At 52.9% G+C, this 13,476-nt stretch carries 15 protein-coding genes and 3 tRNA genes; 7 read left to right on the forward strand and 11 right to left on the reverse strand.

The features are described 5' to 3' along the window. Window positions 1-55: 55 nt before the first annotated feature. The 3 genes from AXF15_RS10810 to AXF15_RS10820 all read right to left on the reverse strand — a co-directional run bounded on the left by AXF15_RS10810 (window position 56) and on the right by AXF15_RS10820 (window position 293). Window positions 56-130: transfer RNA gene (locus AXF15_RS10810), tRNA-Gly, on the reverse strand. 8 nt (window positions 131-138) lie between these two features. Next, window positions 139-213, reverse strand: a tRNA-Cys gene (locus tag AXF15_RS10815). A 5-nt stretch (window positions 214-218) separates the two neighbouring features. Next, window positions 219-293: transfer RNA gene (locus AXF15_RS10820), tRNA-Gly, on the reverse strand. 174 nt (window positions 294-467) lie between these two features. On the opposite strand from AXF15_RS10820, the gene dksA reads away from it, so the two are divergent. Next, the gene (dksA, locus tag AXF15_RS10825) at window positions 468-830 is read left to right on the forward strand and encodes an RNA polymerase-binding protein DksA (protein WP_066607282.1); all 363 of its coding nucleotides are present in this window, start codon (window positions 468-470) and stop codon (window positions 828-830) included. A gap of 298 nt (window positions 831-1,128) precedes the next feature. Beyond that, window positions 1,129-3,399: a phage holin family protein gene (locus AXF15_RS10835; RefSeq protein WP_151192359.1), complete on the forward strand. Its 2,271-nt coding sequence runs from the start codon at window positions 1,129-1,131 to the stop codon at window positions 3,397-3,399. Window positions 3,400-3,597: 198 nt separating this feature from the next. Here AXF15_RS10835 and AXF15_RS10840 read toward each other — a convergent pair whose 3' ends face one another. The 3 genes from AXF15_RS10840 to AXF15_RS10850 are packed head-to-tail and all read right to left on the reverse strand — an operon-like array spanning window position 3,598 to window position 6,155. Then, window positions 3,598-3,825: a hypothetical protein gene (locus AXF15_RS10840; protein ID WP_066607292.1), complete on the reverse strand. Its 228-nt coding sequence runs from the start codon at window positions 3,823-3,825 to the stop codon at window positions 3,598-3,600. Window positions 3,826-3,828: 3 nt separating this feature from the next. Next, window positions 3,829-5,757 (reverse strand): transglutaminase TgpA family protein, encoded by a 1,929-nt coding sequence (locus AXF15_RS10845; protein WP_066607295.1) that lies wholly within the window; start codon window positions 5,755-5,757, stop codon window positions 3,829-3,831. Further along, window positions 5,754-6,155: a DUF58 domain-containing protein gene (locus AXF15_RS10850; protein ID WP_169793655.1), complete on the reverse strand. Its 402-nt coding sequence runs from the start codon at window positions 6,153-6,155 to the stop codon at window positions 5,754-5,756. The genes AXF15_RS10845 and AXF15_RS10850 overlap by 4 nt, the downstream gene beginning before the upstream one ends. 106 nt (window positions 6,156-6,261) lie before the next feature. Here AXF15_RS10850 and AXF15_RS13655 point away from each other — a divergent pair. Further along, window positions 6,262-7,031 (forward strand): IS5 family transposase gene (locus tag AXF15_RS13655; RefSeq protein ID WP_236884775.1). Its coding sequence is split into 2 segments (ribosomal slippage): window positions 6,262-6,595 and window positions 6,595-7,031, totalling 771 coding nucleotides; the frame shifts between segments, so codons are not numbered across the junction. Window positions 7,032-7,061: 30 nt separating this feature from the next. Continuing rightward, window positions 7,062-8,261, forward strand: coding sequence for an IS4 family transposase (locus AXF15_RS10855; RefSeq protein ID WP_236884776.1), 1,200 nt, complete (start codon window positions 7,062-7,064; stop codon window positions 8,259-8,261). On the opposite strand, the gene traI is transcribed toward AXF15_RS10855, so the two are convergent. Together traI and AXF15_RS10865 are read right to left on the reverse strand one after the other, a co-directional pair. After that, window positions 8,236-9,285: a TraI/MobA(P) family conjugative relaxase gene (gene traI, locus AXF15_RS10860; protein ID WP_066607302.1), complete on the reverse strand. Its 1,050-nt coding sequence runs from the start codon at window positions 9,283-9,285 to the stop codon at window positions 8,236-8,238. The two genes, AXF15_RS10855 and traI, sit on opposite strands and share 26 nt — an antisense overlap. Continuing rightward, a complete protein-coding gene (locus AXF15_RS10865) occupies window positions 9,282-9,668 on the reverse strand; it encodes a plasmid mobilization protein (RefSeq protein ID WP_066607305.1) in 387 nt (128 codons plus the stop codon). The genes traI and AXF15_RS10865 overlap by 4 nt, the downstream gene beginning before the upstream one ends. Before the next feature lie 317 nt (window positions 9,669-9,985). Between AXF15_RS10865 and AXF15_RS14085 the strand changes: the two genes are divergently transcribed. Genes AXF15_RS14085 through AXF15_RS10875 form a run of 3 tightly spaced genes read left to right on the forward strand, consistent with a single transcriptional unit; the run spans window position 9,986 to window position 11,545 of the window. Beyond that, a complete protein-coding gene (locus AXF15_RS14085; RefSeq protein WP_151192360.1) occupies window positions 9,986-10,387 on the forward strand; it encodes a TraK family protein in 402 nt (133 codons plus the stop codon). Between the two features lie 2 nt (window positions 10,388-10,389). After that, a complete protein-coding gene (locus AXF15_RS10870) occupies window positions 10,390-11,115 on the forward strand; it encodes a nucleotide-binding protein (RefSeq protein ID WP_066607308.1) in 726 nt (241 codons plus the stop codon). 1 nt (window position 11,116) lies between these two features. Continuing rightward, entirely contained in the window at window positions 11,117-11,545 is a 429-nt protein-coding gene (locus AXF15_RS10875; RefSeq protein WP_066607311.1) for a hypothetical protein, read from the forward strand. A gap of 16 nt (window positions 11,546-11,561) precedes the next feature. On the opposite strand, the gene AXF15_RS13660 is transcribed toward AXF15_RS10875, so the two are convergent. From AXF15_RS13660 to AXF15_RS13665, 3 genes are all read right to left on the reverse strand, one after another. Next, window positions 11,562-11,846 (reverse strand): type II toxin-antitoxin system RelE/ParE family toxin, encoded by a 285-nt coding sequence (locus tag AXF15_RS13660; protein ID WP_083518008.1) that lies wholly within the window; start codon window positions 11,844-11,846, stop codon window positions 11,562-11,564. After that, complete coding sequence (locus AXF15_RS10880) at window positions 11,843-12,076, reverse strand: CopG family ribbon-helix-helix protein (RefSeq protein ID WP_211258979.1); 234 nt, start codon at window positions 12,074-12,076, stop codon at window positions 11,843-11,845. The genes AXF15_RS13660 and AXF15_RS10880 overlap by 4 nt, the downstream gene beginning before the upstream one ends. Window positions 12,077-12,164: 88 nt before the next feature. Beyond that, window positions 12,165-13,379, reverse strand: a complete 1,215-nt coding sequence (locus AXF15_RS13665) for a Fic family protein (RefSeq protein WP_083518009.1) — start codon at window positions 13,377-13,379, stop codon at window positions 12,165-12,167. Between the last annotated feature and the right edge of the window lie 97 nt (window positions 13,380-13,476).

The following is a 13,476-nucleotide window of genomic DNA, read 5'->3' on the forward strand; positions in this document are numbered from 1 at the left end:
CAATCGAGCCCGAACAATCCACATGGATTGAACCGGGCTCGACTGTTTTGATATCTGGAGCGGGAAACGGGATTTGAACCCGCGACTTCAACCTTGGCAAGGTTGCACTCTACCACTGAGTTACTCCCGCATTGATGCTGGAGGCGGCATCCAGATTTGAACTGGAGAATGGAGGTTTTGCAGACCTCTGCCTTACCACTTGGCTATGCCGCCTTTTGTGGAGCGGGAAACGGGATTTGAACCCGCGACTTCAACCTTGGCAAGGTTGCACTCTACCACTGAGTTACTCCCGCTCAACAGGAAGCTGTGTCTATAAAGACCTACACCGACTGTCAATCAAAAAAATACTCTGCCCTTCATCCGGGGTGATGCGAACATGCGCGGAAATCCGCATCAAGCCTTTACTTTTTTCCAGGCACCGCATAGAAAGCCACACTCGAACGAACAAGGCCCGAAGGAGGACATGTATGGAAGCCAAAGACCTTGAGTTCTTCAGAGAATACCTCACACAGATGATCGACGATATTCAGCGGCAAGGCGAGGCGACCATCGAAGATATGTCGGAAAATGTGGAGTATTACTCCGACCCCGCCGACAGAGCTTCCGCCGAGTCGGACCGGACCTTCACCCTGCGCCTGCGGGACCGGGACAGGAAACTGGTCAAGAAAATCAACGAGGCACTGGACAGGATAGACGATGGTTCTTTCGGCGTGTGCGAAGACTGCGGGGGAGACATCGGCATTCCGCGCCTCAAGGCCCGGCCTGTGACGACGCTGTGCATCGAATGCAAAAGCCGCCGGGAAGAGGAAGAACGGCTGCGCGGCGACTAGGACGCGACAGACATCTTTTTACAGGCGCACTCCAACCGGGGCGCGCTTTTTTGTCCGGCCCGCCGGACAGACATCTTTCAGAAAGCCTTTTTGCTGTCCCTCATTTGCCACCAGACGGTCTCTTTGGTATCTTATTGCACATGCTTCCGGTTCCACCGGGAACATGACCGGGCCAAAATCCATCGGAAGATGATTCTGTTTTCCAAGCCAATATTCTGGAAGCCGGATGCCCCGCATCCGTCCCGGCCGAACCGCAGCCGCGCATTTGCCGGAAGTCCGTGCGCAAGGAGACATGTCCATGCCCCCTTCCTCTCATCATTGGCGTTTTTTCCGCATTGGCGGATTTGACCAGGTCAGGCTCGAAACGGCCCAGGATCTGCTTCACCTGGACGAGCTGGACCAGAAACTCTGGGCGGCCCTGAGCTGTCCGGTTCACGGCCTGGAATTCGATCCGCGCACTCTGACCATGCTCGACACTGACGACGACGGCCGTGTCCGGGTTCCCGAAGTTCTGGAAGCCGTAAGATGGACCGCCTCCGCGCTCAAAAACATGGACGGCCTCATTGCCGGACATTCCTATCTGTCTCTGGCCGACATCGACGACTCCCATCCCGAAGGCCGCGCCCTGCTGGCTTCGGCCCGCCATATCCTGAAGTATCTGGACAAACCCGACGCCATGCGGATCACCATCGAGGACTTGGACAGCACACAGGAGCTTCTCCAGAACTCCCTGCTGAATGGAGATGGCGTGGTCATTCCGGCCAGCGCGGACAATCCCGAGCTGAAAATCCTGATCGAGGAAGTGATGTCCACCATGGGTACGGTCATGGACCGCAGCGGACAGGAAGGCATTTCCTCGGAGCAGGCCGCCGCGTTTTTCGATGAAGCCGCCCAATATGTTGCGTGGCGGCATGAAGCCCGGCTCAGGGCTGAAAGCGTTCTGCCCTTCGGAGACAACACTCCGGCTGCGGCCGAAGCATTTTTCGCCCTGCGCCCCAAAATCGACGACTTTTTCACCCGTTGCGGACTGGCCGCTTTCGATTCCAGAGCCGAAGAGCCGCTCAACCCGTCTCTGGGCACATACGAAACCCTGGCGGCTCAGGAGCTTGGAACCACTGACGATCTGGCCCGCTTCCCGCTGGCCAAGGTCAAGATGACCCGGACCCTGCCCCTGAAAACCGGACTGAACCCCGCCTGGGAAGCCCTCATGGGCGTTCTGAGAGAAATGGCGCTCATCCCCATGTTCGGCGATGAGGAATATCTGGGTATCGAACAGTGGCAACAGGTCAAGGCGGCTTTCGCCGACCACGAGGCCTGGCTGGCGGAAAAAGCCGGAACCAGAGTGGAAGGGATCGGACTGGAGCGCCTGCAATCCATTCTTTCCAGCCCGGCCCGCATGGAGCTGGAAGCCCTCATTGCCAGGGATCTGGAGCTGAGCGAACAGGTGGACAGCTTCGACAAGGTGGCCCGGCTGACCTACTTCACCCGCGACCTGATGATCCTCCTGAACAATTTCGTCACATTCTACGACTTCTACTCGCAGAAGCGCAAAGCCATCTTCCAGGCGGGGACCCTGTATCTGGACGGCCGGGCCTGCGAACTGTGCGTACGGGTGGACGACATGGATGCGCACCAGGTTCTGGCCACTCTGAGCCGGACGTACCTGGTTTACTGCCAATGCCGGAGACGCAACAGCGAGGAGCAGATGACCATCGCCGCGGCCTTCACCAACGGCGACTCCGACAACCTGATGGTGGGCCGCAACGGCATCTTCTACGACAGAAACGGCAATGACTGGGATGCCACCATCATCAAACTCATCGAACATCCCATCAGCGTGCGACAGGCGTTCTGGTCGCCATACAAACGAGCGGGCCGCATGATCGGCGAACAGATCGAAAAATTCGCCGCGGCCAAGGACAAGGCGGTGGAGGAAAGCGCCGGTGCCAAGGTGGCGACCCTGGGCGCTCCGGCAGCCGAACCGGGCAAGGCTCCCGCGCCCTTCGATGTGGGCAAGTTCGCCGGTATTTTCGCCGCCATCGGCCTCGCTCTGGGGGCGATCGGCACGGCCCTGGCCGCCGTACTGAGCGGATTTCTCTCCCTGGCGCTGTGGCAGATGCCGCTGGCCGTAGGAGGAATACTGCTGGTCATTTCCGGGCCGTCCATGCTCATCGCCTACATGAAGCTGCGGCAGCGGAACCTAGGCCCCATTCTCGATGCCGGAGGATGGGCCGTGAACAGCAAGGCCAAAATCAATATTCCTTTTGGAACCACGTTGACCAAGGTGGCCGCACTGCCTCCGGGGGCCGAACGTTCCCTGCGCGATCCCTTCGCCGAAAAGAGAACGCCCTGGAAGCGCTGGGTGGCGCTGATCATCCTGATCGTGATCCTGAGTCTGGCCTGGGACAAGGGATATATCCAGCAGTTGAGCGAGAAGCTGAAGTCATCCGTACAGACTCAGGAACCGGCTCCCCAGCCCGAGGAAAAGCCCGCGCAGCCGGCTGCGGAAAAGGCAGCTCCCGAACCCGCCACACCGGCCGCTCCGGAGGAAAAACCAGCTGCACAGTAAAACTGAAACGGCCCGGATGATCCGGGCCGTTTCAAATTTGAATGTTGTCGCTTTTGGGTGTGGAATGCGTAACCAATTTTTGTTTGAAGCATACTTAATGGAGCCAGGGATTCTCATGTCTATTTACGCTCCAATATCTTTTTGAATGTGCCCCCACTTCCCGAAAATGCTGCATTCAGCTCTCTTACCAAGCCCGATTTATCTCCTCCATGGAAAATAGCGGCTTACGGCCTCCCAAGCATACCGCAGGCCGCGCGCTACGAACAGACCCAGCACCGTCAGCAAAGCGGCATTGGTCTTCAGTGCCTGGGAGAATGACTCCCAAAAGTATCTCTTGGCCCGCTGGTAGTCTTCTTCGACCCGCGTCGCCGAATGCTCTTTCTGGTCATTTTCTTTCACAGGCACAAGGCTGTCTTCTTTTTTCACCGCTCACTTCCTCCGCGTAAAAGCCCGCACCAGCTCCTCCAGTTGGTCCTCACCGCGCTCCGCTCCGGCATAGCGCAGGGCCACATATTCCCGCACCACAGGTTCCGCCGCTTCAGCCAGATGAGGATGCCGCGCCGTAAAGCGGGCCAGATGAGTCAACGGACCGTCGCTTCGATGTGCCGGTACACCCAGAGCAGCGCACGCGGCCAGAAATCGCAGATACAGCTCCCGCGCTCTGTCCCGCCTGAAGGCCGGACGCCGCAGAGAATTCCAGGTCACAGCGGACAGAAAAATTCCGAATCCCAGAGCCACGGCTGCAATCACGCGTCCCATGCCGCCGGAAGAAAGACCCAGCCGTTCCCACAGGCCGCGCTGCCGCTCGTAGTTGAATCCGAGCATCCACTGATTCCAGGAGTTGTTGGCCGCGTCCCACCCCAGACGGAAAAAACGGAACACACGGGAAAACATCTTCACGCCTCCGGCCGGGAGCAAACCCTCCGCCCGGGGTGCAAACTGTCCGGACCCGCCGGTCAGGCGCTGCGGCGCGATGACGGAGGTGGGGTCCACCCGTTCCCAGCCGCCATCCATCCATACCTCGACCCACGCATGGGCCTCGGACTGGCGGACCAGCAGGTACCCGCCCATGGGATTGACCTCGCCACCCTGATACCCCACCACGATGCGGGCCGGTACGCCCGCCGCGCGCATCACAAAGGCCATGGCCGAGGCGTAGTGCTCGCAGTACCCTGTGCGGGACGCGAAAAGAAAATGATCGACGATGTCGTTTTCTCCCGTCGCTCCGGGGCTCAGGGTGTAGGAAAAGCCCCCCTCACGCAGCAGACGCAGAAATGCCCCGACGGCTTCCCGCGCCGGTTTTCCGGCCCACTGCCGGGCCAGATCCCGGCTGCGCGGATTGCCGCCGGGCAGTTTCACGGCCCACGCTCCGGGCGGCGCCGAACGGTCCGGTCCGGGTGCCACAGCCATGGTGTAACGCACCCTGAACCGCAGAGGGATCTGGGCCTCCAGCACCTGGCCTTCGCCGAGCGTGATGCCCCGGCGGGAAACGGGCGCAGGCAGGTCCAGAGCGAAAATCCATTTCCCGCTGTGCGGCTCAAGGGTGACCGTGTACTCGCTTCCCTTGTTTCCGGGTACGGACTCCACCGGCCGGAAAGGCCGTTTCCGCGACCACACCCGGCCATCAAAACTGTCCAGCACCTGGCCGCGCCAGTACAGGGTTTCCACAGGCGGCACGGGACCCGCAAAGTCCACCCGGAAGGCCACTTCGCCGGACAGGGCCAGATCGCTCACGGAACCGGGATCCAGCGTGTCGCTGAAGCCGCTCACCCCCTTGCCCCTGTCGTTGTAAACTCCCCACAGCACACCCTGAAGACGCGGGAAAAAGATGAAAAGAAAGATGGCCAGAGGCAGGGCCTGAAGCAGTATCTTCATGCCGCGGCGCAGGGCCGGGCAGGGCGAGACGTCTCCGGAATGCAGATAGGCCAGGGCTCCGGTAACGGCCGCCACGGAGAAGAACATGTAGGCGGTCATGGGCAGTGACTCGGAGTAAAGTACGTTGGTCACCACCACGAAATAGGACAAAAAGGAAAGGGCCAGCACATCCCGCAGAGATTTGCTCTCCACCGCCTTGAGCCCGAGCATGAGCATAAGCAGGGTCACACCCGCGTCCTCGCCGAAAGACCGCCCGTATGCGCTGAACACCATACCCAGACAATACAGGGCCAGCACGACCAGCAGCCATCTGGGCGGCGTGGGCCAGGAGCGGAACTGCATGCCCAGTGCATAGCCCCAGGCCGAAAAGAGAAATACGCTGACGAACGGAGAAATGTGGAACAGATGAGGAGCAAAAGCGATGGCCGCGGCAGCCAGTACGGCCCGGAAACGGCCGCGGTCGCAACCCGTGATGCCGTTCATGATTCCTCCGGCATCAGAGCCAGCGCTTCCATGCAGGTATGTGCATGAACCGCGCCCGCACCGGGAGCAATGTCCCCGCCGGGCAAACGCAGCGCGTAGCGGCGGCCTTCCCGTTCGGCTTCCAGCACCAGACCGGCCAGACGGCTGATGCGCTCCTCGTAGCCGAATCCGGCCAGGGCGTTCCAGTCGAGAAAGACGGTGCGCGCCGCTCTGACCTGAAACTCCTTGGAGAAGAGTCCCATGCCGCGCGCCGACGCCTTCCAGGAAATGCGGGAAAGATGATCGCCGGGCTGATACGGCCGGATTTCCGATACCTCGCCGGACGAATCCGCCGCCCCGCCAAGCCCTTCATCACCCTGTCCACCCAGCAACTGCCGGATCCGGAGATCCGGAGGCAACGGTTTCGGATACACCAGCCCGGACACGGACAGCTGAAGGGGACTCCAGGCCCTAGGGTGTGTTTGCAAACTTTATAACCAGCGTGGTTTGGTGTAGCTTTTGGACATGTGTTATACCGATATTTCCGATGAAACCTGGCAACGGCTTGAGCCCGTTCTGCCGCTTGAGGGTTCGCCCAAAGGCGGCCGTCCGGCCAAAGATAAACGAACATTCATAAATGCAATCATCTGGCTGCTGCGCACCGGGGCTCCCTGGAGGGCCCTGCCGAAAGAGTATGGGTCATGGAATGCCGTGTATTCCCGCTTTCGGCGTTGGCAGATAAAAGGATCCTGGAAAGCAGTCTTTCTCGCTCTGGCGTCTGACCCCGATCTCGAAGCGGTAATGATTGACGGTACGTACATCCATGCCCACAAACATTCGGCTGGCGCAAAAGGGGGCAGCACAGACAAGCTCTGGGCCGCAGTCGTGGAGGTTTTACCTCCAAGCTGCATGCACAGGTAGACGCGCTCGGCAATCCTGTATCGTTTTTCCTTACAGGAGGTGAATGCGCGGATATCAGTGTTGCACCACAATTACTTGAAGGGGTTCGTGATTGCACTGTCATTGCCGATAAAGGGTATGACAGCGAGCCGTTAGTTCAACTTCTTGAAGCAAGAGGCTGTACCGTAGTTATTCCTCCACGCTCAAATCGTAAAACACCTCGTCGGTATGATCGGCATCTTTATAAGGAACGGCACCTTGTTGAATGCTTTTTCAGTAAAATCAAAGAGTACCGCAGAGTGGCAACACGTTATGAAAAGCTTGCCCAGACTTTTCTTTCTTTCGTTTACCTGGCAGCTTCAATGATTTGGATCAAATCATTGCTGTCCGGCTAAGGGATAAGAAAAGAGTCCAAAATCTCAGCGATGTGTGGTAAAAGAAATCACCACAACATCTTGCCACACAAGGAGATTTTGGACTTGAGTCACCATAATACACTATTCTCCCAGACGCTATCTCTGATTCCCAGACATGTTTTTCAGAAACTCGAAAGACGGCACAAAACCGGGCGCTCGTCGCGTCAATTCGGTTTCAAGGAGCAGTTCACGGTCATGGCCTTCATCCAGCTTGCCGCAAGACGTTCCATGCGCGATGGCCTGCGCTGCCTTGAGGCTGCGGGAAACCGCCTGTATCACTGGGGACTGAAAAACGTGGCCCGCTCGACCTTTGCTGACGCGAACAATTCTCGCCCCGTAGGCTTTTTCAAGGATCTGTTCGCCGAGATGTACGGCCTGTGCGCCGCAAAAGCCCCGAAGCACAAATTCCGTTTCAAATCCAAATTGTTCAGTCTGGACGCCACCACCATAAAGCTTTGCCTGCCGCTTTTTCCCTGGGCCTCGTTTCGGCAGGCCAAGGGCGGCGTCAAAGTACATACCTTGCTGGATCACGATGGCCATATCCCGGCTTTCGCAACCGTCACCGACGCCAAAACCCATGAAAGCCGCATAGCTCAGGCTATGGAGTTGCCCAGGGGCTCCATCGTGGTCTTTGACAAGGGCTTCACCAGCTATCCCTGGTTTCGGTTCCTCGGGGCAAAGGGCGTCTTTTTTGTGACCCGGCTCAAGCGCAACGCCGTTTTCAAACTCCTGGAGCGCCGCCTCGTGAATCGCAAGACCGGCGTTACTTCCGATCACATCATTGAAGTCTCCAGCCGGGGAAAATCCTTACGCCTGCGCCGTATCGGCTATCGTGACCAGGAAACCGGGAAACACTACGAATTTTTGACCAACCATTTCCGGCTTTCGGCGAAAACCATCGCCGACATCTATAAAGACCGCTGGCAAATCGAGCTCTTCTTCAAGGAAATCAAACAAAATTTGCGCATAAAGACCTTCGTCGGCAACTCGGAAAATGCGGTTCTGATCCAGATTTACACGGCCCTGACGGTTTACCTGCTCCTCGCGTACCAGAAATTCCTCAGCCGTCTCGGACTCTCCGTACAGCAACTCTTCCAGCTCATTCAACTCAACCTGCTCGGCGAGGCCTCCTTGGATGAACTCCTGAATCCCAGACGACAAAAATTCGATAATTCATATAACTTCACACTGTTAGATTGCATCGCTTAGCCGGACAGCAATGATTCAGCAGGATTCCGCGTAAAATTGGCCCCATTTTCAGGGCGCGAACAAGCTTATAATGCAGGTTTGCCTGCGTCCTGATCCTTTCCAGTTCCAGGGTTTTCTGCTGCTGTATCTTTTCTTTCTGCGCCAGCCATGCCTGCCGGTTCGTTTCGCGGGTGGCATTGTACGTCTCCCATAGCTTTGACGTGTCATAGTTATGCTTCATGGGTTTTTTCTCGTATGTCTGCTTCACCTCGGCTGTGACAGACATTTCCCGGAACTCTCCGAACCGCTTTTCCAAAGCCACTTTGCTCATGCCACGATCCACAGAGCTGGCTTTGCAATGTACGTCGCCGCCTTTAATGACCAGGCCATTACCTCGCGGGCTGATGGCCAGACCATTTTTTGCGAGCACCGAGTGCAGCTCCTCCCATGACTTTGCGGCCTTTAGCTCCTCCAGGCAGTTACGCTGCACCCAGCCGATCAGGGATTCCATGTCCGCAAAATGCTCCATTTTCTTTGCGGCGGTTTCGCGGGCATTGGTTTTGACTTCGTGGTTGTCTGCCTTGAGTCCATATTTTTGTTCCGCCTCCTTGGAGGCGTTGCGCAAAATTTTATAGTCGCAGTAAGGCTCAAGGACCGTATATTTAGTCGGATGCACTTTGTTGATAGCAATCTGGATATGTAGATTGTCCGTATCCGTGTGCACGATGGCCACACGCTGATGCTCCCCATATCCAAGTTTTGTACAAACATCATTTTCTATGCTTTTCAACGTATCAAGATTGGGTGTTTCTCCCGTCGGAAACGATATAACCAGATGATATGTCTTATCGGCCTTGCTCCGGACATTCATGCGCTGCACGGCCCGCATCTCGATACCCGCCCACTGTAAGTCCTCAGATTCCAGATTGGTGGTCCAGGACGTATGCACACGCTGCTCGTGCCCCTGCTTGTCAGCAAGGTAGCTGACCAGCCGGATCACGCTACTTTTGGATGGCGTTCGCATGTGTAGTTTCTGGGCAATCATCCGTTTTCGATCTCCCGGATGCAGTCTATCAGGCGTTGTTGCATGTGCTGGATTTCCTTCAATGTGTTTTTGGTCATGCTTTGGATTTCTGCCCCTGTCCTGCCGTCCAGTCGTTCGTCGTTGGTGAGGAGCGCCTTGAGCAGGCCACCCAGTCGGCCCTGGTCCGCATTGACGCGGGCCAGTTTCCTGATCTGCTCGGCATCCGCTCTGCTCCGCACGGAGCCGTTCACGCCGAGGAGCCGCAGATAGCGGCTTACGCTGTAGCCTGCTTCTCTGGCGTTGGTCTCGATGCGGCCCCGTTCGTCCGGCGAACAGTACACCCGCAGGGCGGGTCCCTGCCGCCGCAGGGCGGGTGTCTCTTCTTTTCTTGGCGTCGCAGACATCTCTTCAAGCCTCGCAGAGCAGGGTTTCCGTTGAGCCGAAGGCGAATAAGGAACGTAAAGTAGGCTTTGAGCGAAGCGAAAAGTAGGCCTACTTTACATCCCCTGCCCTTTTTTTCGCGTTCGTAACTCCATAGAAGAAATAGTACAACATTTCATATTGACATAAAACTTCATAAGTACTATATATTTGCATAGTATTTCTGTAAAAAATGAAATAAATATGGAATATATGAATGAAGTTTTGGTCGAATATGAAATTCAAAAATAAAATATGAATGATATTTTATATAAATATGAATTTTTATTTGGGAGGAGGTATGAGTTCTACACTTGCCGAAAGAATGGTCCGCGAATCTCTAAGAGAGCCGTGCGCGAATGTTGGGATAGGGAATAAAAATTTAGCACTTTTTTTAAGTCAGAGAGCAGAAATACAAGAAGCACTTGATTTAGGATGGAGTGTTCGTGCGATTTGGAAGCATTTACATAAAGAAGGAAAGTTTCCGGGAACATATGAATGCTTTCTCAATCACGCAAAGAAGAATTTGAGAATTACAAAGTATGTTTCTTCGAGTTCTCGGCATCCCCAAAAAACAAGTTCAGATGACTCTACCTCATCTCAAAAAGATGCCTCCAGGCCGAAAGGGCAAGAGGGGAGGGTGTCTGGATTTGAGTTCAAACCAGTTTTTGACGCAAAAAAACTTTACGGGGAGGAAGAATAATCATGGCAAATATACATCTTTTTTTACAAGGAAAAGGTGGAGTTGGAAAATCCTTCAGCGCGTCAATGCTTACCCAATTTTTTCTTGATTCTGGAAAGAATGTCGTTTGTATCGACACTGACCCAGTAAACGCTACATTTTCTGCATACCAAAGATTCCAAGCCACCCACATTGACCTAATGAAAAATAGGAAGTTTACGGATAGACCCTTTGATGAAATCATTGAAAAAATATCTGAAGTTGAAGAAGACGCGAATGTTGTCATCGACAATGGAGCGTCAAGCTTTATAGCATTTTCCAGTTTTATATTGGAAAATGATGTAGCATCATTGCTTAGTGAGATGGGAAATAATCTGTATGTGCATACAATAATCACGGGTGGGGACTCACAAGACGATACCGTTCACGGTTTTGCATCACTTGTGTCACAGTTTCAGACTCCCTTAATTGTCTGGATCAATCCTTATTTCGGCATTGTCGAACGCGGCGGAAAAGGGTTTGAAGATTTCAAACCCTACAAGGATAACCGGGATCGTGTAGCTGGGGTCATCCACCTCCCGGACCTCCAGGCGGAGACATTTGGTGTAAATCTTGGGGATATGCTCAAAGCCCGGCTGACTTTTGCGGAAGCGCTTGAAAATTCCAACTCTCCAATCATGACGAGACAGCGCCTTAAGATTGCCCAGCGGCAGATTTATGCCCAACTTGAAGCCTGCCCGGAGCTGTAAAATGGAACCTGTCGAATCCTACATTTCAGCGGTAGCCATGAAAGACGGAAACATCGTCAAGAAAGGTGATCCGATTTTGTGCTTGCATACGATCCTTGAAAAATTTGAGGAGGATTTCCTCAGAAGCCAGCAAAATTTACTTGCCGCATTCCAAGTGGCCTTGGAGACTGAATATGCAAAGTGGAATGCCGAGAGTACAGCGCGGGCAGAGCGAGTTTTGAGCTCCAGTCTGGCTGCGGCCAAAAAAGATGCAGATACGGTATTTCGTGCCGCCGCCGATGAGGAGCTTGCGCTCCTCGGTGCGGCACTGAACGAGAAACTGGAGGAGGTGAAGGGCTATCAGATCAGCGCCAAACGTATTGCGGTACTAAGTTTTATTTGTGCATTGCTTTTTCTGCTTAGCGTGGTCGGAATGTTTTTAAAACTTTAGGCAGTTATGTTTTAGTCTACCATATTTTAGGAGGATTTTGTGCTGTATGGAAGAAACGTAAAATTTCCACAGCCCCCTTTCGCACTCGATACGGCAAAATATACGGAAATCCGGAAAGAACAAGTTCTCTGGTTTCATGTATCCGCCCCGGTCGACCTGTTTCTGGGAACCGTCCTAAAAGGTCTGTCTTCTCTTTGATCAGGGTGGCGATATGTCGAGCGGTATTTTCGTTTTCTTCAGCAATCCGTAATAGCTCTGCTTCAAGATCACGCTGAGCTTTTGGCAGCCACCGAATTTTCATTTTGACCACTTATCCCAAAAAGCCTGCATCTCAACATCTGGAACAAATTGTTCAGCGTCAGCTTCTTTTAATGCTTTTTTGATTTCAGCAACTTGCCATGCTTCCCGAGAGATGAATTCTTGTAAGGCTTGCACCGCAAGATAGCTCTTTGTTCGCCCTGTGGCTTCTGCCAGTTCTCCCAGCTGTGTAGCTAATTCTTTTGGCAAGCGCATTGACATTGACGTTTGCATGAGGGTGTATCTCCTTTTGGGTTCCTGTATTTTGTTGTAATACAAAAAATACGACAACTCGTCAAGCTGATTTAGCCTTGAGTCGGAATTATCTCGCGATATTGCGGGTTAATTCCAAGGAGATGGCTTCTTGCTTTTGCTGCGAGCGGTGTTCCTGCTGCTGGGTCATCACCTGTTTGGTCTGGGTCTGAACATACTCGTCACGCCACTTGGAAAGTTCCTTCTCTCTTCGAAGCTTTTTAGTTGCCAATTCACATAAATAGCCTCCGCTCATCTTAGAACGAATCATTTTGACTCCAATCAAACGTTTCTCAAGCTGCATCAATCGTTTTTTCTCTTTAGAAAGAATCTTTTCCCAATTAGATTTACGCCAAAAACGAAAGCCGGGCTTTGATTTTTCCAATCCTGCTAGCTTTGTCCTTTGCTGCAAGATTCTATTTTCCAGTTTCATTTCCAGCCTTTCCGCCGATTTCATTTTTGCATCTGTATATATTTTTAATTTTTCGTCATATTCCTGTGATGCAAGATATTTTTTGTCTCGATGAAGCTCTTCTGCTCTTGATTCGATATTTTTTTCTTCTGTCTGGTATTGACGTTTTGCAATGTTGTTTATCTCTTCAATGATCTCCGTTGCTTCTGCCGTTTCGTAGAATCTTGCTATTTTCTCATTGAAATCATATCCTTCTATACTGACAGGATGATAGCCATTTTTCATCAGTAATCCATTCATTATCAAATTTGCAGTCCTCTTATTGCAATCTGCAAAGAACTGCGAACGTGATAAAAATAAGAAAGAGCAGACTGCTTTTTCTTCTATGGTGTTCATATTTTCAAGAAAATGAATCCCTTCATTGAAGATTTTTTCTAAAAATTTAGGCTGTGGTGGGATATATGATGATTTTTCAATAAGGACTTGATTATTTCTGAACTCTCCAAAGTATCTCACCTCATCTTTTGCAACTATAGAATTGATGTTGCATAAAATATCTTTATTGAATGTAAATTTATTATTCCTGATTAGTTCAGAGATATATTCACATGCTTTCGCATAATTTTCTATCGCGCGAAGTTGATTGGTTGATAGTCCGGAAACAGAATTTCCGTCTAAAATTGCCCTTGTCTGGGCATAAGTACATGGGATGCGCTCTAACGTCTGAAGAGTTTTACTGACATGCTCTACCCTGTATTTATGAAATGTAAATATAGGGTCATCTGGATTGGCTGCTTTTATGAAGTTCCATCCTTGAGGAACTTCCCAAGTAAACCCAAGAGATCTTTTAGCTTCGTAATTTTTATTTTCCATAGCCGCCCTACCCTACACCAGAGTCTTCAAAAAATAATTAATGATCTTATAATATGCTGGAAAATGCTGCGAGACAATAAGACATTTTTTGGCGTGA

The organism is Desulfomicrobium orale DSM 12838 (genome assembly GCF_001553625.1).
Taxonomy (GTDB): Bacteria; Desulfobacterota; Desulfovibrionia; order Desulfovibrionales; family Desulfomicrobiaceae; genus Desulfomicrobium; species Desulfomicrobium orale.